We start from the raw sequence: 25,376 nt of genomic DNA, 5'->3' as shown, positions 1-25,376 counted from the left end.
GCCCACGTCACCCCCGCCGACCACGCCCCCGCCCGGCGGCTGCACGGCCACGTACTCGAACGCGAACCAGTGGCCGGGTGGCTTCCAGGGCGAGGTCCGGGTGACCGCCGGCGCCTCGGCCATCCGTGGCTGGGTCGTCACGTGGTCCTTCGCTGACGGCCAGAGCGTGACCCAGGCCTGGAACGCGACCGTGACCAGCAGCGGGTCAACCGTCACCGCTCGCAACATGAGCTACAACGGCAACCTGGCCGCGGGGGCCAGCACCACGTTCGGCTTCATCGGCTCGTGGAACGGAGCGAACAGCCGCCCCGCGTCGGTTTCCTGCGGCGCCGGCTGAGCCCCGTCGGGCGGGTCGGGCGTGCGCCGCCCGGCCCGCTCGACCTCGGGATCTGGCCCGAAGTCGGGTGTGGCGGTCAGCGGACGCCGTCGGTGAGGCGGGCGGCGAGGTCGCGGATACGTGCGATCAGTTCGGGTGGTTCGTTCACGGTGAAGGGGAGGTCGAACAGGCCGAGGTGGACGGCAAGTTCGTCGAGGGAGTTCGATCCGGTGTGCAGGAGGCAGGTTCGTGAGTCGACGGCTTCGATGAGGCCGACGGTGGGGAGGACCTGCTCGGCGGCCGTCTCCGCGGAGACGTGCAGGGTGACGCGTGCCTGGTAGCGGTATACCGCGGCCGAGACGCCACGGAACAGATACGCGGCGAGGTCGACGTCGGGTGCTTCGCGTGGGGTGAATCGGGGACCCGCCGGGACGCGGGGCGCCAGCCGGTCCATCCGGTACGTGCGCCAGTCGGCGCGCTCGACGTCCCAGGCGACGAGATACCAGCGTCGGCCGGTGTGGACGAGCCGGTGGGGCTCTGTCGTGCGGACCGACGTCGTGCCGTCGTGGCTGCGGTAGTCGAAGCGAAGCCGGTGGTGATCGCGGCAGGCCGTTGCGACCGCGGTCAGGGTTTCCGGATCGATGGTCGGGCCGGCGACGGGAGCGGCGACGGTGACCGAGTGCAACAGGTTGACCCGGTGCCGTAGGCGCGACGGAAGGACCTGCTCGAGTTTGGCGAGCGCACGCACGGACGCCTCCTCGATGCCGGCCACCGTGCCGGTCGCCGCGGTGCGCAGCCCGATGGCGACGGCGATCGCCTCCTCGTCGTCGAGTAGCAGCGGTGGAAGCTTCGCGCCGGCGCCGAGTCGGTAGCCGGCAACGCCCGGTGTCGCATGCACCGGATAGCCGAGGACCCGCAGCTTGTCGACGTCACGCCGAACGGTTCGCACGTCGACGTCGAGGCGCCCGGCCAACTCGGCACCGGTCCAGTCGCGGGGGGTCTGCAGCAGGGACAGCAGGCGGAGCAGCCGCGCCGAGGTCTCCAACATGTGGGGAAGTCTGCCAGCCAGCTAGGGCAGAAGCTGTCCTCTTCCCTGCCTACTGTCGTACTCATGAGCGAAGACATCATCCCGTTCCGCATAGACATCCCGCAGCAGCAGCTCGACGACCTGCGCGATCGGCTCAGCCGCACCCGCTGGCCCGTCGCGCTGCCCGGTGACGACTGGAACACCGGTGTCCCGAGCGCCTGGTTGCGGAAGCTGGCCGACTACTGGCACACCGGCTACGACTGGCGGGCTGCTGAGGCGCGGTTGAACGGGTTCCCGCAGTTCACCACCTTGATCGACGGGCAGCGGGTCCACTTCCTGCACGTACGCTCGCCGGAGCCGGACGCGTTTCCGCTGGTGCTGACCCACGGCTGGCCCGGCTCCGTGGTGGAGTTCCTCGACCTGATCGGACCGCTGACCGACCCACGCGCCCACGGCGGTGACCCGGCCGACGCGTTCCACGTCGTCATCCCGTCACTGCCCGGGTTCGGCTTCTCCGGCCCGACCACCGAAGCCGGCTGGGACACCGGTCGCGTCGCACGGGCATGGGCCGAACTGATGCGCCGGCTGGGCTACCAGCGCTACGGGGCACAGGGCGGCGACATCGGAGCCGCGGTCAGTCCGCAGCTGGGCCGGGTCGCGCCGGACCACGTCGCGGGCGTACACGTCAACGGGGGTCCCGGCCCGCTGCCGCCACTGCCGCTGTCGGACGAGGAACTGCCCGGCCTGTCCGACCTCGAACGCGACCGGATCCACCGGATCGAGGCGTTCATGCGGGAGGAGTTCGGCTACATCGCCATCCAGTCCACCCGGCCCCAGACCCTCGCGTACGGCCTGACCGACTCCCCCGTCGGCCAACTCGCCTGGATCATGGACAAGTTCCGCGAGTGGACCCACCCCCGTGAGGCGCTGCCGGACAAGGTCGTCGACCGGGACCTGCTGCTGACCAACGCCACGATCTACTGGCTGACCGGTACCGCCGGCTCGTCGGCGTACACCGGTTACGCCCAGGAATCCGCCTGGGGCGCCACGCAGCCGAACTCCGGGGTGCCCACCGCGGCGATCGTCTTCGCCCATGACGTGGCCATCCGCCGCTACGCCGAACGCGAGAACACCATCACCCGCTGGGTGGACGTCGACCGCGGCGGCCACTTCGCCGCACTCGAGGAACCCGAGACACTGACCGCCGACATCCGGGACTTCTTCCGAACCCTCCGCTGACGGCAACCATTCGGGACGGTGCCCGCACCGTCCCGCCCAAGAACGCGACGACGGGGGATGTACTCGGATGACCGACCGTTCCACCGCCGTGCTGCGGCTGTGCTCGGGTGCTGTCCGCCGCTGAGCCGTCGATCGGCCTGCGCGTCGCCGCCGCGACCCGGATCGATGTCGGCGACGCGCCGTGGCGGGAACGCAACTGGTGTGGGCGGCAACGCGTAGGCACGCCAGCGCCAGCCGTTCCCGGGCGCAGAGAAGGGGCCGAGCCGGGACGTCTACGCCCCGGGTGGCGACGACGCGGTGGCGGCGGGGGTGGCAGCGCCGCTTGGTCTCGGCCCACCACTCGTCCGACACGTTTCACGGCGGCTGCTCACCCCCTCCCACGTGCACACCGGACGGTTTTCACGTCCGTCGCCGTCATTCAGGTGTGAGTTTCAGTAGACCTCGACGTCGTACCAGGCGAGAGCCTCGTTGACCGGCTGCACGTACGTGCGGCAGTCCTCCGGAATCCCACCGGAGACGAGGCCGAGCGCGGCGTCGCCGTGGAAGACCGACCCACCACTGTCGCCACCAGCCGCACAGAAGCTCGTGTAGTCCAGCCCGGTCACCCGACCCTCGGCATAGTTGGCCGTGGTGTTCTTGGCGAGCACCTCGCCGCAGCGGTAACCGGTCTTCCAACCGCTGTGGCAGACGGTCTCACCCAGACCGGCGTCGCGGGAGTGGGTGATGTCGCGGACGACGCCCTCGCTGATCCACACGTTGCCGGGTTTGCTGAGGCTGGCGTTGTTGTGCTTGATGAGGCCGAAGTCGTTGCCCGGAAAGTAGCCGCCGGCGTCGTAGCCGACATACTGACCGACGCCGTCGTACCAGTCGCTGACGCCGGACGCGCCCACGGTGCAGTGCCCCGCCGTGATCATGTACAGCGAGTTGGGGTTGGCCTTCTTGCGGACGTTGAAGCCGACCGAGCACGAGCCGTATTCGGATCCACGGTTGGGCGTGATGAACCGCCCACCCTGGATGAACGGCTTGAGCTCGCCGCGCATCCGCCGCAGCGTCACCGCGCCGCCGTGGGAGGCGGCCAGGTCGGCGAGCCGCTGGTAGTCCTCGGCGGAGACGGTCGTGTCGGCGTCGATGAAGAGCTTGTTGTTCATGCTGTCCACGCCGAACGCCACGCCCGGCGTGTCGATCTGCGCCGCGAGTGTGGCGTTGATGGCGTTCAGCTCGGCCGCGCTGTGGGTGACCATCCGGGCGATGCCGCCCGCGTCGACCACGGCCTTCTCGGCAGCGGCGTCGGTCACCGCCACGACCATCCGGCCGCTGCGGTCGAGCCAGGCGCCGCCGGTACGGTCGGCGCCGAGGCGGTCCACGAGGGCGTGTGCCGCCTTGCTCGTGAGGTCGGCGCGCGCGGAGTCGGTGTCGGCGGGCGACCGGGCGCCAGCGGTCGACGGGACGGCCAGGACGGCGGCGAGGACGGCCGCGGTAGCGACGGCCGCGGCGCGCCGCAGCGAGGGCAATGCGTTCACATGCTGCCTTTCCGAGGAGCGTCAGGACGTCCCACGCTAGGACTTGTGATCATCAATTGCGGCGAACAGACCATGGCATCGACGTGAACCCCTGGATTCACCGTCACGATCCGGCTTGCGGCCGATCCCGGACCGGGCCGGGCGAGGCTCACGACCGGCCCGTCCAGCGAGCCGGCGCAGTCGCGGCCCATTCCGGTGTCACCGGCGGCGCGGCGTGATGAGCCCCGACTCGTACGCCCACACGACCACCTGGGCACGGTCGCGGCAATGCAGCTTCGTCATTGCCCGGTTGACGTGCGTCTTGACGGTCAACGGGCTGATCACCATGCGCTCGGCGATCTCGTCGTTGCTCAGCCCCCGGCCGACGAGCGCGACGATCTCCCGTTCCCGGGCGGTCAGCAGGCCCCGGCCTGCCGCCGGCTCGGCCGGCGGCAGGCCGGCGACGAACTCGCTGATGAGCGTACGCGTGACCGCCGGGGCGAGCAGCGCGTCGCCGCGAGCCACGACGGCGATGGCCCGCAACAGATCGGCGGGGTCCGCGTCCTTGAGGAGGAACCCGCTGGCGCCCGCGCGGAGCGCGGCGAAGACATAGGAGTCGAGCCCGTAGTTGGTGAGGATGAGAACGCGAACCGCGGCCAGTTCGGGATCGGCGGCGATGCGCCGGGTGGCCTCGATGCCGTCGAGTCCCGGCATCTGCACGTCCATCAGCACGACGTCCGGCCGCAGGCGTCGCGACAGGTCGACGGCCGAGGCGCCGTCGGCGGCCTCGCCCACCACCTCCAGGTCGTCCTCGGCGTGCAGCAATGCCCGGAATCCGGCCCGCATCAAGGCCTGGTCGTCGGCGAGCAGGACCCGAATCAAACCGGACCGTCCAACGGGAACGTGGCCCGTACCCCGAACCCGCCGCTGTCGCGGGCCGCGGCCTGCAGCGTGCCACCCAGCCCGACGACCCGTTCCCGCATACCACGCAGGCCCACTCCTGGCGTCACCGGCCGGGTCGGCGAAGCCTGACCGTCGTCGGTCACGGAGACGATCAGCTGCGCCGGCGCGTACTCGACGTGGATCTGCGCGGTGGCGCGGCCGGCGTGGCGGGCGACGTTGGTCAGGGCCTCCTGGACGACGCGGTAGCCGGCCTGGTCGACCTCGGCGGGCACGTCCCGGGGCTTTCCGGTGACGGCCACCTGCACCGGCAGGCCGGCGGCCCGGGTCCGCTCGGCGAGCTCGCCCACCCGGGCCAGACCGACAAGGTCCACGTCGGAGGGTGAGCGCAGGACCTCCAGCGTCGCACGCAGCTCCCGCATCGCGGCGCTGCTGGCCTCCTGGATCGCCAGCAGCGCGGATGACGGTTCCTCGCCGTGCTTGCGGGCCAGGTGCACGGCGACACCGGCCTGCACCTTGATCACCGAGATGCTGTGGGTCAGCGAGTCGTGCAGGTCCCGGGCGATGCGCAGACGCTCCTCTCCCGCGCGACGCAGCGCCACCTCCTCGCGGGTACGTTCGGCCTCGATCGCCCGCTGCTCGACCTGCGCCAGGTACGCCCGGCGTTGCCGCGCGACGAGCCCGGCGACGTTGGCCGCCACAAACCAACCCAGCAGCAGGGCGGTCCGCTCGACGATCAGCTGGCCGGGCCGGCCGTCAGGCGCGACGGCGATGTCGTGGGCCAGGAATCCGCCGAGGAAGACGATGCTGGCCAGGGCGGCGGCCGATCGGCGCCCTCGCCAGGCGGCGACGTAGACCGCGCCCAGGACGGGGAACCCGGCGGACGCCCCGGAGTGCACCCGGACGTGGAGGGCCAGCATGGCGGCGGTCACCGCGACCAGGGCCACCACCGGGTACCGCCGGCACGCCGCCAGGGACGCCGCCATGACCAGGACCAGGGCGACGTCGACCGCCCGGACCGGAGCGGCGTCCGGCGCGAGCGCGGCGTTGCCGAGCAGGAAGACGCCGAGGACGAGGCCGCTGAGGACGTACGGCAGATCGCGGCGCATGAGCGAACTGTAGACCGGTGGCCACAAGGAAGCGTCCCACGCCCGCGGTAGATGAGGCGTACTGCGGACGCGGTACGCAGGCCCGGCAAGTGCCTGCGGCGGCACGACGTCTTTCCGGCTCACCGCGGCGAGCATCGAGCCCATGACATACCGCTTCTTCGTGCCCGCTCCGGTCGAGGCTGCGACCGGTCCGACCGCGGAGGTCTACCAGCAGCTGCGGGAAGACTTCCTCGGGCCGGTCCCCACCTTCCAGGCGCTCTCGCCGGCGCCCGACGTGCTGGCCGCCACCTGGGCGCTGATGCGCGAGGCACTGCTCGCCGGCGATGTGTCCCGGATCGACCGCGAACTCGTGGCGTCGGCGGTGTCGCGGGCGAACCGCTGCCGGTTCTGCGTCCACACACACGTGATGCTGCTGCACGCGCACTGCGGGCACGAGCTGGCCGAGGTCATCGCCCGGGGCGGGGCGCCACAGGATCCGAGGCAGGCCGATCTCGCGGCCTGGGCCGAGGCCAGCCGCACCCCCCGGAGCACCGCCTGGACCAGCCCGTACGGCCCTGAGATCACCGGCAGCCTGCTCGCCTTCCACTTCATCAACCGGATCGTCTCGGCACTGCTCGACCCGAATCTGCTGCCCGGCGGTCTACAGCGCTCACCGGTGGTGCCGTCAGCCGGGGGCGGCTCCTACGCCAGAGCGGCCCGGGAGCGTAGGGAACCGGGCCGCAGCCTCCCGCTGCTCGACGCCACCCCGACGGCGCCACCGGCGTGGGCCGGGGACAGCCCGGTCGGCGTCGCGTACGCGGCGCTGAGGACCGTCGCTTCGCGGGGCGGTGACCTGCTGAGCGATGTGGCGCGCCAGACGGTCGCGGCCACGGTGCGCTGGGAGGACGGACAGCATCCGGCCCGGCCCGCCGAGTGGGCCTCCAGACTTGTCCTGGACCTGTCCGGCATGGACCGGGTCGGGACACGGATCGCGCTGCTGGCGGCATTCGCCCCCGCCGCGATCACCCCGGCCGATGTCGCGGTCTGGCGGCTGTCCCGTCCGGACGACGCCGACCTCGTGCGAATCGTCGCGTACGGCGCGATCACGGCCACCGACCACGTCGCCCGGGCCCTGTCCGCGGCTCACGCCTAGGAGATCACCATGCGCAAGGCATTCGTCGTCGTCAGCACCCTGCTGCTCGTCGCGTTCGTCCTGCAGTTCGTCTTCGCCGCCGTCGGCGCGTTCACGAAACCCGCGGGCGAGGGCACATATGTCCTGCACAGCGTCACCGGGACGGTGGTCATCCCGGTCCTCACCCTGCTCACCGTCCTGTTCGCCGCGCTGGCGAAGGCACCGGGGCGACTCATCGGCCTGGCGTTCCTGCCGCTCGGTCTCGTCGTCCTGCAGGCGCTCATCGCCATGCTCGCGAACGCGTCCACCGACGCCGCGGGCGTCAGCACCCCGTTCGGCCTGGCCATCGCCGGGCTGCACGCGCTCAACGGCATCATCGCGGTGCACGTCGTTGTCGCCGTCCTCCAGGCGGCGCGCAAGCTGGCCCACCCGGCGCCGGCCGGCGTCACCGAGGTGACCGTCCCGCAACGGGGGCTGGCATGAACACCGGTTCGCTGCTCGCGGCCGATCTGGTGATCGCGGTCCTCGCGGCCGCCGGGTGGCTCGGCGGCGGTGCCGCGTCGGCCGCCCGGCGTCGGCCGCTCGCACTGGGACTGGCCGGCCTCGCGCTGCTCGCCACGCTTGCCCGGGCGATCACGATCACCGCGCTCGCCCGTGCCGGCTGGTGGTTCGCGGCGGAGAAGGTCGTCATCGCCGCTCCCCTGTCGCTCGCGGGGGTGGTCGTCGCCGGGACACGGCTGCTGCGGGTCCCGGGCGACATCCGATCCGTCGCGGTGCCGATGCTCTTCGCCGGGTACGCCGGGAGCGGCGCCCTGCTGGTGACGCTCCTGCACGGCTATCCCGCGTCGGCGGGCGTGGGACTGCTCGCGGTCGCCGGGATCGTCGCAGCGACCGCGGTCTCGTGGCGCATCCTCAGTCCACGTCCGTCCCGCACGCTGTCTCGGGCGGCCACCGTCGTGGCGGTCGCGGCGCTGGTGGCCGGAACCGGGCTGCTCGTTCCGGGGGCGACTCCCGCCGCGCCACACGATCACCGATACCAGGATGCGTCGACCGTGGGCGAGCCGACCAGGCGGTTCACCCTGACGGCCGGAACCGCCACGGTGCGGGTGAGCGGCCGTGACGTCGCGGCGTGGGCCTTCAACGGACAGGTTCCCGGGCCGGAGTTGACCGCCACCGTCGGCGACGTCCTGGCGGTGACGCTGCGCAACCGGGACATCGCGCGTGGGGTCACGCTGCACTGGCACGGCTACGACGTGCCGAACAGTCAGGACGGGGTACCCGGGGTGACGCAGGCGGCGGTGCTGCCCGGACAGGAGTTCGTCTACCGGTTCCGCGCCGGTCAGGCCGGAACGTACTGGTACCACACGCACGCGGTATCCGACGTCGGCGTGCGGAAGGGACTCTACGGTGCCCTGGTGGTGCGGCCGGCGCCGGTGACCGGTGTCGACGTCACGGTGCCGGTACACACGCTGGCCGGCGAGCCGCTGCCGGCACCGCGCGTGGAGCCGGTCGAGGCGGGAGAGCCCGTACGGCTACGGCTGATCAACACCGACAGCACCACACACCGGTACGCCCTGGCCGGGACCCCGTTCCGGGTCGCCGCGATCGACGGATACGAGCTGCGGGGACCGACCCCGCTTGTGGACACCGCCGTGCTGATCCCGGCCGGCGGACGCTACGACCTGGTGTTCACCGCGCCGGCCACACCGGTGGCGCTCTTCGTTGACGGACGAGCGGTCTACTCGACCGGACCGATGTCGGCGGCGACCGACGGGTGGCCGGTGCTGGACCCGCTCGGCTACGGCGTCGGTTCCCCGGCACCGTGGTCCCGGTTCGACCGGAAGTTCACCCTCGTCCTGGATCGCGGCCTCGACCTGCGCGGACTACTCCCGAGGTACGCCCACACCGTCAACGGCGCGACCGACCCGGACATCCCGCCTCACGCCGTACGTCTCGGCGACATCGTCAGGTTCACGATCGTGAACCGATCGATGGTGGTACACCCGTGGCATCTGCACGGGCATCACGTCCTGGTGCTGTCCCACAACAGACAGCCCGCGACCGGGAGCCCCCTGTGGCTGGACTCGTTCGACGTACGCCCCGGCGACGTCTGGGAGGTGGCGTTCCGGGCCGACAACCCCGGGATGTGGGCCAACCACTGCCACAACCTGGCGCACACCGGGATGACACTGCACCTGATGTACTCGTGACCCGCCCTAATGGACACGGTTGCAGGACAGCGTCGTCCTCCAAGGACCGTGGCGTACCGACGCAGGACGGGCGGCCCGGGTACTGGCCGGCCGACCGGACGGGACCGCCGGGTCCCGGCCTCCAACGGGCGAAGACCACTCGAACGGGTGGCACGCCTATCGCCCAAACCCGGCAGATTCTCCACCGGTTCGCGGCCCGATCCGGCCCAGGTGTTGCCAGCAGTCGCGGTGATCGAGATACTTCGATCGCTGCCCCTGCCCGGAGGAGAAGCCATGCCCACGCACCCATCCCGCACCAGGATGCTCGTCGCGGTGGCCGCGTCGACCGTGCTGGCCGGCACGGCGACCGCCGTCGCCGTGGCCGCGCACGCCGCGGCGGCGGGCTGCGCCGTCACGTACACGGTCACCTCGCGGTGGGCGGGTGGATTCGGCGCGAACGTAGAGCTCAGGAACCTCGGCGACCCGGTGACGAGCTGGACGTTGACCTGGTCGTTCGGGGCCGGGCAGCGGGTGACGCAGGCGTGGAACACCTCGCTGACCCAGAACGGATCAACGGTGACGGCGCGCAACACGGCGTGGAACGGCACCCTGTCGACCAACGGCAGCACCAGCTTCGGGTTCAACGGGTCGTGGACCGGCGGCAACCCGGCCCCGGAGAGTTTCGCGCTCAACGGGACGACCTGCACCGGCGGCGTGGCCTCGCCGTCGCCCAGCGCGTCGTCGCCCAGCGCGTCACCGTCGAGCGGCCCCACGAGCCCGCCGCCCGGCGAGGCGCTGTCCCGGGTACACACCGCGGGCCGTGTCAAGGCCAGCGGCAGCAGTGTGCAGTACAGCTGGCCCGGCGTCTACTTCGAGGGCCGGTTCCGGGGCACCGGGGTGGGGATCGTGCTGAACGACTCGGCCGCCGACTACGTCGTCCAGGTCGACGGCGCGACCGTCGCCACCCTCGTGACGCCCGGCCAGACCACCCGGTGGGTCACCGGGCTGAGCAACGCCGAGCACACCGTGCGCCTCGTCAAGCGCAACGAGAGCCCGTGGAGCACCAGCGAGTTCGGTGGGTTCGTCGCCGCCCCGGGCGGCGCGATCCTCACCAAGCCGGCAGCCCGGAGCCGGCAGATCGAGTTCATCGGCGACTCACTGACGGCTGGCTACGGCAACACGTCCACCAGCCGGGACTGCACCGGCGACCAGGTGAACCGCACCACCAACACCGACGTCAGTTACGGCGCGCTGGTCGCGCGCCGACTGTCGGCCGACTACCAGATCAACGCGTTCTCCGGCAGAGGCATGGTCCGCAACTACAACGGCAGCGATCCCGGCACCGACTACCGCACCTACTACGACCGCGCGCTGTTGAACGTGCCCGGCGACGTGTGGAACCCCGACACCTGGCGGCCCCAGCTCGTCGTGGTCTACCTCGGCACCAACGACTTCTCGACCGCCCTCAACCCCGGCGAGCCGTGGACAGCCGAGAGTCTTGTCGCCGCCTACCGCGCCGCCTACGGCTCCTTCCTGCAGAAGCTGCGGACCCGCTACGGCACCAACACGACCATCGTCGCCGTCGGCGCCAGCCCCTTCGCGGACTCCGTCCGGCAGGTGGTGCAGGAGCGCACCAGCGCGGGCGACAGCCGGGTCCGCTACTGGGCCCTCGACGGCACCAGCCTGGACCTTCTCGGTTGCCACTGGCACTACTCCGCCCGCGACCACCAGCTCATCGCCGACCGGTTCGGCACGTTCGTCGGCAGCCTGCCGCTGGGCTGGTAGCCGGCATGGGCCACGCCCGTACGTCGGCCCTCATCAGCGCACCTCGACGAGGTCGTCCGTACGGCGACGCCCCTCCCGCCGCCTGCGCCGCTTGCTGCTCAGCAGTTGGGCACGACCGTCACGAACACGCTCCGGCAGGCCGGGGGGAAATCAGGGTCGTCCGCGGCGGCGACGCGTTCCGACCGGTCGCGTATGCCGTACCGGGACGGCGTCTGAACCCCGACGTGTCAACCACGGCGGCGACCGCCGTTGACATGCTCGTAGCCGGAACTTAACCTCCCCCTCAAGCGAATCGGTTCGACAGCAACTCATTCCACGTCCTCACACTGCCTCTGCACTCGCTGCTGACCCCCGGCACCAGAGAAGCGCACCATTCGAATCGATTCGAGGCTCCGCACCAATCGGACGGGAGAACCCGATGTCCGCTCACCGAAGCCGGCATGCTCGCCGGCTGTTGACACACACCGCCCTCCTGGGTCTGGCCGCAACGCTGGCCCTGCCGGCCTCTCCCGCGCTGTCGGCCGAACCGACAGCCAACCTTGTCCTGCACTACGACTTCGAAGGCAGCCTGTCCGCCGGCGCGGTCACCGACCGCTCACCGTCCGGGCTCAACGGGACGCTGGTCAACCCCGGCTCGGCCAGCACCACCGCGGGCGCGGACGGCACCCAGGCACTGGTCCTGCCGGGTGGCGCCAGCACCTCGACCACGGCGCCGTACGTGCGCATCCCGAACGGGCTGTTCAAGAACCGCTCGGCCATGACCATCTCGACCTTGTTCAAGTGGTCGGGCGGTCCGGACTTCCAGTGGGTCTACAACCTCGGCAAGGACCTGAACACCGCCACCTTCGTGACCCCGTCCTACCAGGGGGACGCGACGACCCGATCGTCGATCAAGCCGGTCAACGGCACCGCCGAGGTCGGCGTGCCGGGAACGCAGAAACTGCCGACCGGCCAGTGGGTCAACCTGGTCACCACCATCAACGGCCAGACGATCACGTACTACATCAACGGGGCGAAGGTCGGCAGCCGGACCGCCGCCATCAACCTCGCCACCGTCATGCACTCCGACACGAACACCACGTCCGGCTTCCTGGGCAAGGCGTTCTGGAACGGGCACCCGTTCCTGGCCGGCGCGCTGGACGACTTCCGGGTGTACGACGCCGCGCTGACCCCGGCGGAGGTCGCCGACCTCGCCGGCAACCGCCTCGCCACCCTGACCGGCCTGGCGCAGACGTCGTTCACGATCACCACCCCCGCCGGCACGGCGCCCAACCTGCCCGCCACCGTCGACGGCCAGTACACCGACGGCATCGTCCGCCGGCTGGCGATCACCTGGCCGGCGATCAGCCCGACGCAGTACGCCGACCGTAACCAGTTCACCGTCACCGGCACGGTCGACGGAACGACGACCCAGGTCCAGGCCAACGTCACCGTGATGACCGACCTCGCCATCGACCTGGCCGCCGACACCGGCCCGTTCCACGGTGGCGCCTCCGGGGTCCTCTACGGCCTGTACGGCGAGGGACTGCCGACGCGCAACCTGATCGAGGGCATCAACCTGCGTACCGTCTCGACCAAGGCGCAGGACGGCCCGCAGCACCCCGGCGCGGACGCGCTGGAGGTGGTCAAGCCGCTCGCCGACGCCACCAACGGTGACGTCTACATCTACATGACGGACATCTACCGCGGCTTCCCGTACCAGTGGCCGGGCAACACCTGCGCGGAGCGGATGAGCGACTACAAGCAGAAGCTCGCCAAACAGGTCGACCAGGTGCTCCAACTCCCGGCGCAGTACCAGGACAACATCGTGTTCGTGCCGTTCAACGAGCCCGAGGGCAACATGTTCGGCACCGGGACATGGAGTTGCAACAAGATCAGTTGGCTCAATGACCCGCAGTACTTCTTCGCCGCGTGGAACGAGGCGTACGCCCTGATCAAGGGCAAGATGCCGAACGCGCGCATCGCCGGACCGAACACCAGCGTGCTCTACAACCAGGTGCAGGGCTTCCTGCGGCACACGGTGGCGACGAACACCGTGCCGGAGGTGATGACCTGGCACGAGCTGAGCAACCCGGCGCAGGTGCGCACCAGCGTCGCGAAGTACCGCGGCTGGGAGCGCACGGTCTTCGCCGGCACGGCGCACGAGGGCCGGCAGTTGCCGATCAACATCAACGAGTACGCCTTCAACTACCACACCTCGGTGCCGGGCCAGATGATCCAGTGGATCTCGGCGATCGAGGAGTCCAAGGTGGACGCCGACATCGCGTACTGGAACATCGACGGCAACCTCAGCGACTCGGCGGTGCAGGCCAACCGCGGCAACGGTCAGTGGTGGCTGCTCAACGCGTACGGCCAGCTCACCGGGCGGACGGTGAAGGTGACCCCGCCGCAGCCGAACGTCAGCTACACGCTGCAGGGCGTCGGCACTCTCGACACCACCAAGGCGCAGGCCAAGACCATCTTCGGTGGCGCGGCGGGCAACGCGTACGTGCAGTTCCGAAACGTCAACAGCGCCGTCTTCGGCCAGAGGGTGCACGCGCTGGTCCAGGAGATCCCGTGCCCGGCCAGATCGGTGACTCCGGCCAGCCGGAGGTCGTGGCGGAACTCGTCGCTCCGGTGGTCAACGGCAGGGTGGGGTTCGACTTCGGCAACAGCCTGCCGAGGTTGAAGGAGTCCTCCGCGTACCAGATCACCCTGGCCCCGGGTGGCTCGGCGACCGCCCCCGCCGTCGCGCCGAAGCTGTGGCAGGCGACGTACGAGGCGGAAGACGCCGCGCACACCGGCACCGGCTGGTCGCGCAACGGGCCGGAGGGCACCCCGTCGGACGTCGCGAAGTTCTACACCTCCGGCACGTACAACGTCGGCGGGCTGCGCACCAACTCCGACGTGGTGCTCAACTTCAACGTATCCGTGCCGCAGAACGGCACGTACGACCTGAGCGTCTTCGCCAACTCGCTCAACACCTACAACCTGATCGCCGAGCAGGGCCCGACCAACATCTTCCTGCGCGTCGACGGTGGCGCCGAGCAGGAGCTCTCCATGCCGCTGGGTTACAAGTGGGTGGTCTGGGACCACGCTGACACCAAGGTCAACCTGACCGCGGGCAGCCACACGATCACCCTCGCGGCGCGCAACCTCAACGGGACACGTACCACCAAGGGCGACGTGATCATCGACAAGATCGACCTGTCGCTGCCCAACCCGGCCGCGGCCCAGGCGATCTACGAGGCCGAGCACGCCACCCTCGTCGGCGGCGCCCGGACCCTGCACAACCAGACCGGCGTCTCCGGTGCCGGCGTGGCCGCGATCCGCCAGGGACAGTCGGTCAGCTTCTGGGTCTACTCGCCCGTCGACGGCGAGTCCGCGGTCGACGTCGACATGGTGGGTAGCGCCAACGCCGGGCTCTCGGTCAACGGCCAGAACGTCGGCGACGTCACCGCCTCCAAGCGCGTCAAGGTGTTCCTGTCCGGCGGCATCAACAAGATCACGCTCACCGGCAAGAGCACCACCACCGACACCCGGGTCGACCGGCTCCGGGTGCAGCGCACCCAGGGCACCCTGGTAACCACCTGGTACGAGGCGGAGAACGCCCAGCGTGCCGGTACGGCGGTGATCGCCGACTACTCGCTGGCCAGCGGCGGCAGGGCGGTGACGAACGTCGGCGGCGACCCGGGCAACGGCAACACGCTGACCTTCACCGTCAACGCCACCCAGGCCGGCGTGTACGCGCTGACCGTCCGCTACTCCAACCCGGAGCAGGCGCCGGCCACGCACTACAACCCGGACCCGCTGGCCCGCCACGCGGACATCTCGATCAACGGGCAGGTGCGGCGGGTCACGTTCCCGCACTCGTTCCACGCCAACAACTACTGGGAGCTGACCATCCCGGTGCAGCTGGTCCAGGGGCAGAACGCGATCAGGTTCTCCGCCGCGGAACTGCCGAACTTCGACGGAACCACGTACGCCTCCGACACGTTCCCCGGTGTGCTGCTGCGCTCGAAGCAGGCGCCCATCGTGGACCGGATCGGGGTGACGCCGTTCGCCGACACCCTGAGTCCGCTGGTGGGCTAGACGCGCTGGGGCGTGGTTAGCCGAGCGGGGTTGACGTCAAGGGGGCGTCCGATCAACGGGTAACAGCGGAACTCCCTGTGACACGAGGTCTCTCCTCGCCGTCACAGGGAGTTCCGTTTGCATCACCCGGATCGACCGGCGGGCGCGGGCGCGGCTGGTGGCTGACGTGGAAGGACCGCCACCGACTGGCTCAGTCACCGCTCGGCGGCCTCATGAGGACACTGTGAAGCCGTGCCCGGCACTCGGCAACGACCTGGGATAGGTATGCGGTAGCAGGAGATCCCGCTGACGCCTGCCCGCGAACGCCCGTGGCCGAGCCCGCGTCCAGGTCGCGATCCGCTGAGGTGGCGGCGTACGCCAGCCGGGTGGAGCCGGTACGGCGGTGCCGTGCGCGGCCCCTAGCCGATCCGCGTGGGCGACTGGGAGCAGCGCAGGTAGGTCCGCTCACGCCGGAACGACGGTTGTCAGCGCACGAGCGTGACGTGGCCGCTGTCCAGGTCGTACCGGGCGCCCACGACCTGCAGCGTGCCCGCGTGCACCCGCTCGGCGATGATGTGGCTGCGGTCGATCAGCCCTCGCACCTGCGCCCGGACGTTCGCCTGAACGCCGTTCTCCACCGGGTCGCCGGGCTGGTTGAGCACCGGCTCCACCACCGGGCGCAGGGCATCGACGATGGCGGCGATGTGACCGGGCACGGGTGCGCCGGTGCGGATCGCGTTGACGGTTGCCGTGATCGCCCCGCACCGTTCGTGCCCGAGAACGACGATCAGCGGGGTGCCGAGCTCCTCGACGCCGAACTCGATGCTGCCCAGCAGCAGGTCGTCGGCGATGTTCCCGGCCACCCGGTTGTCGAACAGGTCGCCCAGCCCCTGGTCGAAGACCGCCTCCGGGAGCACCCGGGAATCCGCGCACCCGAGGACATTGGCGAACGGGTGCTGCCCGGCAGCCAGCCGGTGCACGTCCGCCAGGCTCTGGTGCGGGTGTCGGCCGTGCCCGCTGGCGAAGAGCTCATTGCCGTACAGGAGGCGGCGAAGCGCCTGGGTCGGCGTGGGGGCGGCGGAATCGGCGTACGCGGCAACGGCGGGTCCGACGGCGGCAGCGGTGGCGCCGGCGGCGATCACGGCGCCGCTGGTGGCCAGCATCGACCGACGGGACAGCGGGAAAGCCACAGAGCACTCCTCATAGGAAGGGCGGGATGCGGATGACCTTATGGGCAGGGCACCTCATTTCGCCTACCTGCTAGCACCCATCCGGTCCTGCCGCTGGCACCAAGCATCGGTCGTCGACCCGCGAGCGGGAGGGGTGAATGCCACCGGACCCGGCCCGCGACGGGTCCGGTGGCCGGCGGTACCCGGTCCGCAGGGCGGCGGGCCGCGCGGGGCCGGGGCGGCCTACCGCAGAGCGGCGAGCGACGCGCGCAGCTGACCCAACGGATCGGCCCCGATCGGCCGTAGCACGACGGTCTCGCCGCCGGCATCCCACAGGCTGCGCACCCGCTCGGCAACCGTGTCGGCCGAGCCGGCGGCCAGAAACACGTCATCGGCCGGGATGCCGAGCCAGCCGGCCTGTCCCGCGACGGCCTCCGCGGTCGCCGCGCGAACCCGATCCGGGTCGGCGTCGACATGGTGGAAGGCGAAGACGACCACCTCGTGGGGCCGGTCGGCGGGGGTGGTGGCACGGCCCTTCTCGATGTGCTCCAGCACCGACGCGATCTGCGCCGGGCCATGTCCCTCGGCGACGATCGTGCCGTCGGCCAGCCGCCCGGACAGCTCCAGTGACCGGGGGCGGACCACCCCGGCGACGACCGGGGGCGGGACCGCCGGCGGGTGGACCAGGCGCACGCCATCCAGGTGTACGGCACGACCATGCAGCGTGACGGTCTCGCCGCGCAGCAGGGACCGAACGGCGGTGATGGTCTCTCCGAGGAGAGCAAGCGGATGTGGGCTGGCGGCGCCGACCTGCGCCATCCATTCGCGCCCGCCGTGCCCGACACCGGCCACGAAGCGTTCCGGATAGACGCGCGCGAGTGTCGCCAGCTCCATCGCCAGCAACGCCGGGTTACGCAGCGGCGCGGGTGCGATTCCGATGCCCACCCGGATACGCTCGGTCACCGCGAGCGCGATGGTCGCGCTGGAGACGGAGCCGGCCCAGCCGAGATCCTCGACCACCCACAGGTCGTCGGCGCCGGCCTCCTCGACGGTTCGTGCGAACGCGGCCAACTCCTCGGGCTGACGGTCCCGGTCGAACATCACGCCGATACGCCGACGCCGCGCTGGTCTAGTCGCCATCGAGCAAACATAGCCGAACGGCTGGCCGCGAAAGCAGCCATGTTTCCACGCCCAGTCGCCGCACGGGCGGGGTCCGACACCGCGGCGGCACCGCGCTGAGTCGGCGCTGCGCCGCGGCAGCCCACCGCCCCGCACCCGCTGGCGGCGGGGCGGGGCGGTGGGCCAGCCGGACGGACTCCGGTCAGGCAGGCGCTATCCGGTAGGCCCGGGTCACGGTCTGCTCGACGACGTTGCCGGCCCAGTCCTCCGCGCGGGCTCGCAGTGACACGAACCCGGTGGTGTTCGGGTGCGTCACGGTGGCCGTGCCGACGCCGTTCGTCGCGGACACCGTGGCGCTCTGCCAGGTGGCGCCGTCGTTGACCGAGTAGTCGACGGTCAGGCTGCGCAGGTTGCTGGTCGCCGACGCCGGCTGCGCGGACGCGCTGACCGGGATGACGAAGGTGCCGCCGGCCGGCGCGGTGCTCTGGGCGTCGAGGTTCGGGCTGAACCTCACCGCCCACAACGGCAGCCGCAGCTTCGCCGTCGGGGACACCGTGTCCGAGATGAACGTCCAGGCAGCGCTCACCTTGGTCGACAGAGTCACCGGCGCCGTCCGCTCCACCGTCGCTTCCAGCCGGTACGTGGCGTTGCCGGCCGGCACGGTGAACCGTCTCCATTCGTACGCCGGATAGGCCAACTCACCGATGGTGACGCCGTTGCGCTTGAGCACCAGCGTCCCGCTGGACGTCGCCGGATCCGGCAGGCCCGCGTGACCGTCGGCGTCGCCGAACAACGGCACGCTGGCGGTGATGACGTTGCCGGTACGGGTGACCCAGTTGTCGTCGTAGATCGACGAGGTGAAGGCCGGACCGTACACGGGCCTGTTCCAGGTCTCCTGTGAGGTGACGCCACCGGTGTACGTCTTCACGCCCGAGTTGAGGTAGTTGATACCCGGCCCGAACTGGTAGGTCGATTCCAGGAAGGCCGAGTGCCACCGGATGCCGCCGTCGGTGTTGTACACCTCGGTGCGTGAGGACGGCAGGCTGAACGACAGCCCGACGCCCGCCACGTGGCCGACCTGGGTGCCGTACAGCGTGCCGCCGGGGTGCGCGTACGCGGCCTTGGTCCCCACCGTCCCTGGGATGTGCCCGGCGTAGTGGGTCTCCACGGTGGCCAGATCGGCGCTGGCCACCGTCCGGTTGAAGCCGGTCGGCAGGCGCTGGTCGGTGAACCACGCCAGGTGGTAGACCCGGGGCGAGTTGAACGAGCCGCCGCCCGGGCCGGGTCGGGCCAGCGTGAAGCCGACCTTGGAGAAGGAGCCCCACACGTACTGGCTGCCGAGTTGCCCGATGTAGGTCGTCCCAGAGCCGACGCGTTGGGTGTAGTAGGCGCTCTCCCCGCTGCCGTTCATCTGCACGCCGATCTCGGTCATCACCACGCTGGCCTGCGGGTCCGGCACGGAGACGCTGACCGGCTGGGCCAGTCTGGCGTCCATGACCAGGCTGCGCGCCTGGTTCATCTCCACCCGTGGCGCGGCGAGCACCGTCGTCTCCGGTCCGGCCGGCCCGCCGCCGTACACCGCGCTGGTCACCAGGTACGTGCCGGCGGGCACCCTCGGCACGGTGACCGGCCCGGGGCCACCCACGATCCAGACTCTGCTGCCGTCGGCGCTCTGGACCAGGCCGAAGTACGCCGTGGTGGGGTTGCCCGCGCGGTCGAGGTGCTGCAGCGTCAGGTCGTACGACTCCTCCGCCCGGTCCACCGCGAACGGCGTGCTGACCAGCACACTCGGGCCGGTGGCGGTGAGGTAGCCGGTGTAGAGCCCGTCCGGGGCGGTGACCCTGGTGTCCGTGGTGAGCTGCACCGACGCCTGACCACCGGCGGGCACCTGCACCGAACTGGCGCTGAGGGCGAACATGCCGGCCGGAGCCGCGCCGCCGCCCGGCCCCGAGGTGGCCAGTGCGAGGTTCAGGCTCAGCGGGCTGGTGCCGTGGTTGCGATAGGTGATCGTCTTGGTGAGCACCGGGTCGTCGCCGTGCGGCCACTGCTGCCGGCCGAGGCTCAGGCTGGGCGGGTCCGCGACCACCGGTTGCTGGACGCTCCGGGCGACGTCGAGTCGCCCGGCTCCCTGCGCGAAGGCTCCCAGCGTCGGGTTGCGCACGGCCGAGCCCATCAGGGCCGCCTTGATCTGCGTCGGCGACCAGGTCGGATGGCGCTGCGCGAGGATGGCCGCAGCGCCCGCCACGTGCGGTGTCGCCATCGACGTGCCGCTGTTGTCGACGTACGGCGCGCCCGGGGTGCCGATCGGAGCGGTGGAGCTACGGGCCGCGGTGATGTCGACGCCGGGCGCGGTGATGTCCGGTTTCAGTGCCGCGTCCTCCGGTCGGGGCCCCCGGCTGGAGAAGTTCGCCAGGTTGTTCGAGCCGTCGACGGCGCCCACGGTCAGCGCCGCGTCCGCGCTGCCCGGCGAGCCGATCGCCTCGTCCGCGCCGCTGTTGCCAGCCGCGATGACGAAGAGCGTGCCGCTGCTGGCGGTCAACTCGTTCACCGCCTGCTCCAGTGGGTCGACGCCGGGCCGGTCGGGGCCGCCGACGCTGAGGTTGACGACGTCGGCGCCCTGGGCCACCGCCCACTCCATCCCGGCGATGATGGCCGAGTCGGGGCAGTAGCCGGAGGCCTCGCAGACCTTGCCGTTGAGCAGCGTGGCTCCCGACGCGACGCCCCGGTTCGCGCCCTGCGACGCCGCGCCGGTGCCCGCGATGGTCGAGGCCACGTGGGTGCCGTGTCCGTTGAGGTCGCGGGCGTCGGGTTCGGTGGTGAAGTTCTGCGCGGCGGCGACGGCACCGGTCAGGTCGGGATGGGTGGCGTCGATGCCGGTGTCCAGGACCGCCACCGTCGCGCCGGTGCCGTCGTAGCCGGCTGCCCAGGCGGCGGGCGCGCCCACCTGCGGGACGCTGGTGTCGAGCGTCGTCTTTCGCAACCGGTCCAGCCACACCCGGTCCACGGCGGGGCGCAGCGCCCGTCCCTGCGGTGCGGCGGTGGTCAGCTCATGCCACAGGTCGGACGTGGTGTCGTGGTCGGTTCGCGCGGCGATGCTGTCCACGCTGGACAACTCCCGGCCCACGGTGGCGCCACCGGCGGCGAGGTAGCCACGGGTGGAGGCCTCACCGGTCGGGGCGTAGGTCACGATGATCGGAAGACCACCGCCGTTGGTGCCGTGACCGGAGGCGAGCAGCGCGGTGACGTTGAACAGCTCGTGGTCCAGGTCGCCCGCGGTCAACGCGGGCAGTGCGTCGGACGGGAGGACGTAGGTGTGCCCGTCCCGGCGGTAGTTGGTGAACCGTACGCCGCTGCGGTTGGGGTTGTGCTCGACGACGACCTGGCCATCTTCGGCGATGGTGAGCCGGTCACCGGTGATGAGGGTGACCTGGTTGTCGGAGGGCGAGCGGTCGGCCGAGTCCGTGACCGCGGCCGAGCTCGTGGACGGTACCCCGACGACGAGTGAGCCCGTCAGGGCCACCGCCAACAGGGCACGGGCCAGCCTTGCACTGATGGACATGTTCCTCCCCGTTCATTGGTGGCCGGCGCCTGGGCTCCGAGCCCGGGGCATGGCCACCTTTCGATCTCTGACGTCATCGTGACACCTGGTAACCGAATCGGCACCCGTTCTGTGACTCGAGCGACAGGTGCTTGCGCTCAACGCCGGAGACGCCTACCCTCCGTCTCGTATATCCACAGTGGACGCATGTGCCACCGACGAGCCCTTGACCCGGCGCGACCGTACGGGTAACACTTCGACACATGCAGATACGTAGGTTGCTCTGCACCATGGCCGGCGCCGCCCTCGGCGTCGCGGCACTCCTCGTCGTCCTGCCCGGGCAGCCCGCGTCCGCGAATGCCCCAGTCACCGCCAGCTCGGACCGGTCGGCCGCGACGGCCACCGGAATCACCCTCCGGGGCGTCGTCCAGCAGGTGAGCCCGAGCTGCAAGGTCCTCCGCGCCGACTGGGGCAGCTACGCCCTTCTCGGCGGAGACCCGGCCGTCGTCCGCCCCGGCGCCTGGGTGGAGGTGCGCGGCAACCCACTCACCGGGGCCACCGTGTGCGCGTACGGCGCACAGCTACAGGTGACCCACGCCCTGCCGCTGTAGGCAGGCGAAGCCACGTCAACGACGACCCCGTCCACGCCGGCAGCACGTACGGACGGCCGACCGCCGTGCCTTCCCACCAGCCCATGCCCCCGGCCGGCGTCCGAGCCCCCACCTGCACTCCCGACGCCGGAAGACCCGCGCTGGCGTCTGGTACGTCAACGGTGATGAGTCGTGCGGGCGGCGTCGGGGCCACGGTCGTTCCTCGCGTCTGGGGCGGCTCGGTCGGTCCGGCCGAGGGCGTCCGAGGTCTGCTGGACGCTCCGCCGGGTGAGACCCGTGGCGCGGGCGACCTGCGCCTCGGTTCGAGACTCGCCGTCGATCACTCCGAGCACCTGCCATCCCGCGCTCGTCAGACCAACCGGTCGGGCCAGCTCGTCGCCGGCGGACAGCAGCCGACCGTTGAGCCGAAACACCTGTCGGTCAGGCCATCAGCAGCTTCACCAGGGCAGCCAGCCCGACAACCACGATCGCGGCGCGCAGCACCGCCGGCGGCAGCCGGCGGCCCCAGCGGCCGCCGATCAGGCCACCCACCACGGACCCCGCCGCGATCAGCAACGCCGGCTGCCACGCGACCGTCCCGACGGCGAGGAACGACACCGCCGCCACCCCGTTCACCAGACCCGCGAGCAGATTCTTCACCCCGTTGACCCAACGCAGGTCGGCGGAGAGCAGCACCCCGAGCAGCCCCAGCAGCAGCACCCCTTGGGCTGCTCCGAAGTAACCGCCGTACGTGGCGGTGCCGAACACACCAACGAGCAGCAGCGGTCCGCCGCGCCGACCGTCTCCGCCGTGCCGACCGGCCAGCACCCGGGCCAGCCACGGCTGCACCGCCACCAGCACCAGCGCCAGGACGATCAGCGCCGGAACGATAGCGCGAAACGCGCCATCGGGCAGGCGCAGCAGCAGCACGGCTCCGGCGACTCCGCCGAGCACCGCGGCGGTGCCCAGCCGCAGCAGCAGCCGGCCGTGCCCGGCCAGATCCCCGCGATAGGCATACGCCCCGGACAACGATCCCGGCACCAGCCCCACCGTGTTCGACACGTTCGCGACAAGCGGTGGATATCCCAGGGCCAGCAACACCGGGAACGTCACCAGCGTGCCCGAACCCACCACCGCGTTGATCGTGCCCGCCGTAACCCCGGCGGCCAGCACGGCCAGCCCTTCGGCAGCAGTCAGCGTTACGTCCATACCGTGCCGCGCTTCCCCCGGCCGGTCGACGCCCGTGGGTCGCCGCCACCCGGATACGTCGGTACCAGATGCGGACGCCAGCATAGACAGCAGTTCCCGGCCGGCGGGATCCCGACGCCCTTCCACCGGGCCGGGGTCGCGGCCCGTCGATGGCGATGGGAGTGCCGGCATCCCGCTCGGTCAGCCCGTCACGCGGAACGTGGCGTCGCTACGGCCCGGGCACCTACCGTCTGAGGGGAATCGGTAGGTGCCCGGGTCCGCCCCCTCTAGACGGGCATCAGGTGGAAGCGCTGGCAGATGTTGTCCATCCAGGTCCACTGCTGGACGTTGGTGCCGTTGGGCAGGGCGCAGTTGGCCAGGTCGAGAGCCTTGCCGCTGTGCCGGGCGACCAGGCGCACCGAGCCGTCAGCGAGCGGCTCCACCCGCCACTGGCCGCTCGTACCGCTACAGGCGTTCTGTTCGACGTTGGCGCCGTCGGCGGTGGCGGCCCCGGCGACGACGAGGCAGCTGCCGGTCGCGTGACTCGGCACGATGCGGTAGTAGCCGTTGTCGGTGTGGGTGAACGTCCACTTCTGGCACGCCGTGCCGAGGTAGGCCCACTGCTGGACGTTGGTGCCGTTGGCCGTGGCGCAGTTGGCCGCGTCGACCACCTTGCCGCTCTGCATGCTCGCGATCGCCATGGTCCCGACCGGTTGGAGCCGCCACTGCTGGCAGTTGTTGTTCTGCGAGGTCCACAGCTGGATGTTGGTGCCGGCGGACGTCCCACAGCCGTTGACGTCGAGCATCTTGCCCGAGCTGCGCGACTGCAACCGGAACCAGCCGTCGGAGGTGTGGGTCACCTGCCACTGCTGGCAGTTGCTGTTCAGCCAGGCCCACTGCCGTACGTTGACCCCGTCGGCGGTGCCGCAGTCGGCCACGTCGAGGGCCTTGCTGCTGCCCCGGTTGACCAGCCGGTAGTAGCCGTCGGCGGTCGAGTCGAGCACCCACTCCGCCGCGGCGCCGCTGCAGGCCTGCTGCGAGACGTTGCCGCCGTCCGCGGTCGAGCCGCCCGTCACCGCGGCGCACAGCGCGCTGTTGCGGTTGACCAGCCGGTACGCGGCGCCGCGCACCGCGGCGGTGGTTGCCGCCTGCTCACCGGAGGGTACGGCCAGGTTGGTGCTGGTCGACACGGGTGAGCCGAAGTTCGGGGTGTCGTCGGCGTTCCAGGTGAACTTCTGTACCCGGGTCGAGCGGGTCGACCCACAGCCGTCGGTCGACGAGGCGTTGCCGTGGTAGACGATCCAGTTCTCCGTGCCGTCGGGCGAGGTGAAGAAGCCGTTGTGGCCGGGGCCGTACACGCCGTTGGCCGCCTGGAAGACCGGGTTGGGCGACTTGGTCCACGACGCCGGGCTCAGCGGATTGCTGCCGGTCAGGGTCAGCATCCCGAGCTTGTAGTCGGGGGTGTTGCAGGAGCTGGCCGAGTAGACGATGTAGGTCTTGCCGTTGCGCTGCAGCGCCACCGGCCCCTCCTCGGTGCGCCCGCCCTGGATCTCCCAGCTCAGCGACGGGCGGGAGATGAGCACCTTCGAGCCGGTGATCGTCCACGGGTTGCTCATCTGGGCGATCCACAGGCTCTGGTCGCCGCTCTCCCATTCCGACCACATCAGGTAGAGCTGTCCGTTGAGCTGCAGGTAGCTGCCGTCGATGTTCCACGTGGTCGGCATCGGGGAGCCGCGGTAGAGGTACGGCCCCATCGGGTCGTCCCCGGCGCTCTCCAGCACGTGCAGGTGCTGGAAGTCGAGCGTCCCGTCCCGTCCGGAGGTGTACATGTAGTACCAGCGGGTGCCGTTGGGTCCGGTCAGCCGGTGGAACTCGGGCGCCCAGTGGCTGCAGCAGCGGTCGTCCTCGGTGTCCGACCAGATGTTCACCGCCGCCGCCGTGCTCAGCCCGGCGACCGTGGGTGACTTCTTCATGAGCAACTGGTTGTTCCAGGTCGTGTACGCCAGGTAGTAGTTGCCGTTGTGGTACTGCAGCCACGGGTCAGCGCCGTTGGCCACCAGCGGGTTGCGGAACGAGGTCTCGCCGACCGCGTTCGCGATGCTGACCGGCACGAGCGCGTAGACCACGCCGAGCAGGGCGGCACAGGCGGCGGCGAGCGTACGCCAGCGTCGTCGCGACAATGGATTCTCCTATCGCCTTGCGGACGCGGCGAGGCCTGCGGGCGTCGAACTCCGCCTGCTGCCGGGCATCGCCGACACGGGGGTGGTGAGGGGCGGGCGTCGCGACCGGCGGGGGCTGCACCCTACGGGCGATGCGGTGCTGCGCAGTCTGAACGGCCACCGGCCCCCAGGTCAAGAGGCTGCGGCGTGCCTGGCCGAGAGGGTGGCCGGCAGTCGTGCCCGTCCGGGTCGTCGGGGGGTCACGCGTGAGCCCGACTCGCCGAGACGAGTCCGGTGCGGGGCCGAGAACGCCTCTTGACCGCCGGGCTGTGAGCGCTAACACTTCTCGGTGACACGTCGGCGACCCGCTCGACATGTCCGGGCGTTC

The 25,376-nt window shown here is 71.0% G+C and carries 18 protein-coding genes; 9 read left to right on the top strand and 9 right to left on the bottom strand.

Annotated elements, in window-relative coordinates:
• A partial coding sequence (locus tag E1165_RS08320; protein WP_207916766.1) for a cellulose binding domain-containing protein occupies window positions 1-337 on the top strand: 337 nt, incomplete at its 5' end.
• A gap of 76 nt (window positions 338-413) precedes the next feature.
• Here the strand turns inward: E1165_RS08320 and E1165_RS08315 are convergent.
• Complete coding sequence (locus tag E1165_RS08315) at window positions 414-1,364, bottom strand: YafY family protein (protein ID WP_132389361.1); 951 nt, start codon at window positions 1,362-1,364, stop codon at window positions 414-416.
• A gap of 63 nt (window positions 1,365-1,427) precedes the next feature.
• Here E1165_RS08315 and E1165_RS08310 point away from each other — a divergent pair, with 63 nt between their 5' ends.
• Window positions 1,428-2,582 (top strand): epoxide hydrolase family protein, encoded by a 1,155-nt coding sequence (locus E1165_RS08310; protein WP_132389359.1) that lies wholly within the window; start codon window positions 1,428-1,430, stop codon window positions 2,580-2,582.
• A 431-nt stretch (window positions 2,583-3,013) separates the two neighbouring features.
• Here the strand turns inward: E1165_RS08310 and E1165_RS08305 are convergent, their stop codons facing one another.
• From E1165_RS08305 to E1165_RS08295, 3 genes are all read right to left on the bottom strand, one after another.
• Window positions 3,014-4,093 (bottom strand): S1 family peptidase, encoded by a 1,080-nt coding sequence (locus tag E1165_RS08305; protein ID WP_132389357.1) that lies wholly within the window; start codon window positions 4,091-4,093, stop codon window positions 3,014-3,016.
• A 207-nt stretch (window positions 4,094-4,300) separates the two neighbouring features.
• Entirely contained in the window at window positions 4,301-4,963 is a 663-nt protein-coding gene (locus E1165_RS08300; RefSeq protein WP_132389355.1) for a response regulator transcription factor, read from the bottom strand.
• On the bottom strand, window positions 4,960-6,090 hold the full coding sequence (locus tag E1165_RS08295; protein ID WP_132389353.1) for a sensor histidine kinase: 1,131 nt from the start codon (window positions 6,088-6,090) through the stop codon (window positions 4,960-4,962). The genes E1165_RS08300 and E1165_RS08295 overlap by 4 nt, the downstream gene beginning before the upstream one ends.
• A 142-nt stretch (window positions 6,091-6,232) precedes the next feature.
• Between E1165_RS08295 and E1165_RS08290 the strand changes: the two genes are divergently transcribed.
• From E1165_RS08290 to E1165_RS29510, 6 genes are all read left to right on the top strand, one after another.
• Window positions 6,233-7,222 (top strand): carboxymuconolactone decarboxylase family protein, encoded by a 990-nt coding sequence (locus E1165_RS08290; protein WP_132389351.1) that lies wholly within the window; start codon window positions 6,233-6,235, stop codon window positions 7,220-7,222.
• A gap of 9 nt (window positions 7,223-7,231) precedes the next feature.
• Complete coding sequence (locus tag E1165_RS08285; RefSeq protein WP_132389349.1) at window positions 7,232-7,684, top strand: DUF6220 domain-containing protein; 453 nt, start codon at window positions 7,232-7,234, stop codon at window positions 7,682-7,684.
• Window positions 7,681-9,411: a multicopper oxidase family protein gene (locus tag E1165_RS08280; RefSeq protein ID WP_132389347.1), complete on the top strand. Its 1,731-nt coding sequence runs from the start codon at window positions 7,681-7,683 to the stop codon at window positions 9,409-9,411. Before E1165_RS08285 ends, E1165_RS08280 begins: the two co-directional genes overlap by 4 nt.
• 273 nt (window positions 9,412-9,684) lie before the next feature.
• A complete protein-coding gene (locus E1165_RS08275) occupies window positions 9,685-11,175 on the top strand; it encodes a cellulose binding domain-containing protein (protein WP_243704654.1) in 1,491 nt (496 codons plus the stop codon).
• 418 nt (window positions 11,176-11,593) lie between these two features.
• A complete protein-coding gene (locus tag E1165_RS29515) occupies window positions 11,594-13,843 on the top strand; it encodes a LamG-like jellyroll fold domain-containing protein (protein WP_207916764.1) in 2,250 nt (749 codons plus the stop codon).
• On the top strand, window positions 13,732-15,246 hold the full coding sequence (locus E1165_RS29510) for a hypothetical protein (protein ID WP_207916762.1): 1,515 nt from the start codon (window positions 13,732-13,734) through the stop codon (window positions 15,244-15,246). The genes E1165_RS29515 and E1165_RS29510 overlap by 112 nt, the downstream gene beginning before the upstream one ends.
• 464 nt (window positions 15,247-15,710) lie before the next feature.
• Here E1165_RS29510 and E1165_RS08265 read toward each other — a convergent pair whose 3' ends face one another.
• From E1165_RS08265 to E1165_RS08255, 3 genes are all read right to left on the bottom strand, one after another.
• Complete coding sequence (locus E1165_RS08265; RefSeq protein WP_243704653.1) at window positions 15,711-16,415, bottom strand: carbonic anhydrase; 705 nt, start codon at window positions 16,413-16,415, stop codon at window positions 15,711-15,713.
• A gap of 222 nt (window positions 16,416-16,637) precedes the next feature.
• Window positions 16,638-17,534, bottom strand: a complete 897-nt coding sequence (locus E1165_RS08260; RefSeq protein WP_132389345.1) for an LLM class flavin-dependent oxidoreductase — start codon at window positions 17,532-17,534, stop codon at window positions 16,638-16,640.
• Window positions 17,535-17,715: 181 nt separating this feature from the next.
• Complete coding sequence (locus E1165_RS08255) at window positions 17,716-21,072, bottom strand: S8 family serine peptidase (protein ID WP_132389343.1); 3,357 nt, start codon at window positions 21,070-21,072, stop codon at window positions 17,716-17,718.
• A gap of 242 nt (window positions 21,073-21,314) precedes the next feature.
• On the opposite strand from E1165_RS08255, the gene E1165_RS08250 reads away from it, so the two are divergent.
• Window positions 21,315-21,662: a hypothetical protein gene (locus tag E1165_RS08250; RefSeq protein WP_132389341.1), complete on the top strand. Its 348-nt coding sequence runs from the start codon at window positions 21,315-21,317 to the stop codon at window positions 21,660-21,662.
• A 420-nt stretch (window positions 21,663-22,082) separates the two neighbouring features.
• On the opposite strand, the gene E1165_RS08245 is transcribed toward E1165_RS08250, so the two are convergent.
• Entirely contained in the window at window positions 22,083-22,850 is a 768-nt protein-coding gene (locus E1165_RS08245; RefSeq protein ID WP_207916760.1) for a sulfite exporter TauE/SafE family protein, read from the bottom strand.
• Between the two features lie 266 nt (window positions 22,851-23,116).
• Entirely contained in the window at window positions 23,117-25,009 is a 1,893-nt protein-coding gene (locus E1165_RS08240) for an RICIN domain-containing protein (protein ID WP_132389339.1), read from the bottom strand.
• Window positions 25,010-25,376: the final 367 nt, after the last annotated feature.

This window comes from Micromonospora sp. KC723, assembly GCF_004348595.1.
GTDB lineage: Bacteria > Actinomycetota > Actinomycetes > Mycobacteriales > Micromonosporaceae > Micromonospora.
The sequence above is the reverse complement of the archived record's forward strand: the minus strand, read 5'-3'. Positions and strand labels throughout refer to the sequence as shown.

Coding starts and splice junctions, on each gene's coding strand:
- E1165_RS08315 (WP_132389361.1), bottom strand. CDS start 1,364: ATGTTGGAGACCTCGGCGCGGCTGCTCCGCCTGCTGTCCCTGCTGCAG.
- E1165_RS08310 (WP_132389359.1), top strand. CDS start 1,428: ATGAGCGAAGACATCATCCCGTTCCGCATAGACATCCCGCAGCAGCAG.
- E1165_RS08295 (WP_132389353.1), bottom strand. CDS start 6,090: ATGCGCCGCGATCTGCCGTACGTCCTCAGCGGCCTCGTCCTCGGCGTC.
- E1165_RS08290 (WP_132389351.1), top strand. CDS start 6,233: ATGACATACCGCTTCTTCGTGCCCGCTCCGGTCGAGGCTGCGACCGGT.
- E1165_RS08285 (WP_132389349.1), top strand. CDS start 7,232: ATGCGCAAGGCATTCGTCGTCGTCAGCACCCTGCTGCTCGTCGCGTTC.
- E1165_RS08280 (WP_132389347.1), top strand. CDS start 7,681: ATGAACACCGGTTCGCTGCTCGCGGCCGATCTGGTGATCGCGGTCCTC.
- E1165_RS08275 (WP_243704654.1), top strand. CDS start 9,685: ATGCCCACGCACCCATCCCGCACCAGGATGCTCGTCGCGGTGGCCGCG.
- E1165_RS29515 (WP_207916764.1), top strand. CDS start 11,594: ATGTCCGCTCACCGAAGCCGGCATGCTCGCCGGCTGTTGACACACACC.
- E1165_RS08260 (WP_132389345.1), bottom strand. CDS start 17,534: ATGGCGACTAGACCAGCGCGGCGTCGGCGTATCGGCGTGATGTTCGAC.
- E1165_RS08255 (WP_132389343.1), bottom strand. CDS start 21,072: ATGTCCATCAGTGCAAGGCTGGCCCGTGCCCTGTTGGCGGTGGCCCTG.
- E1165_RS08250 (WP_132389341.1), top strand. CDS start 21,315: ATGCAGATACGTAGGTTGCTCTGCACCATGGCCGGCGCCGCCCTCGGC.
- E1165_RS08245 (WP_207916760.1), bottom strand. CDS start 22,850: ATGGACGTAACGCTGACTGCTGCCGAAGGGCTGGCCGTGCTGGCCGCC.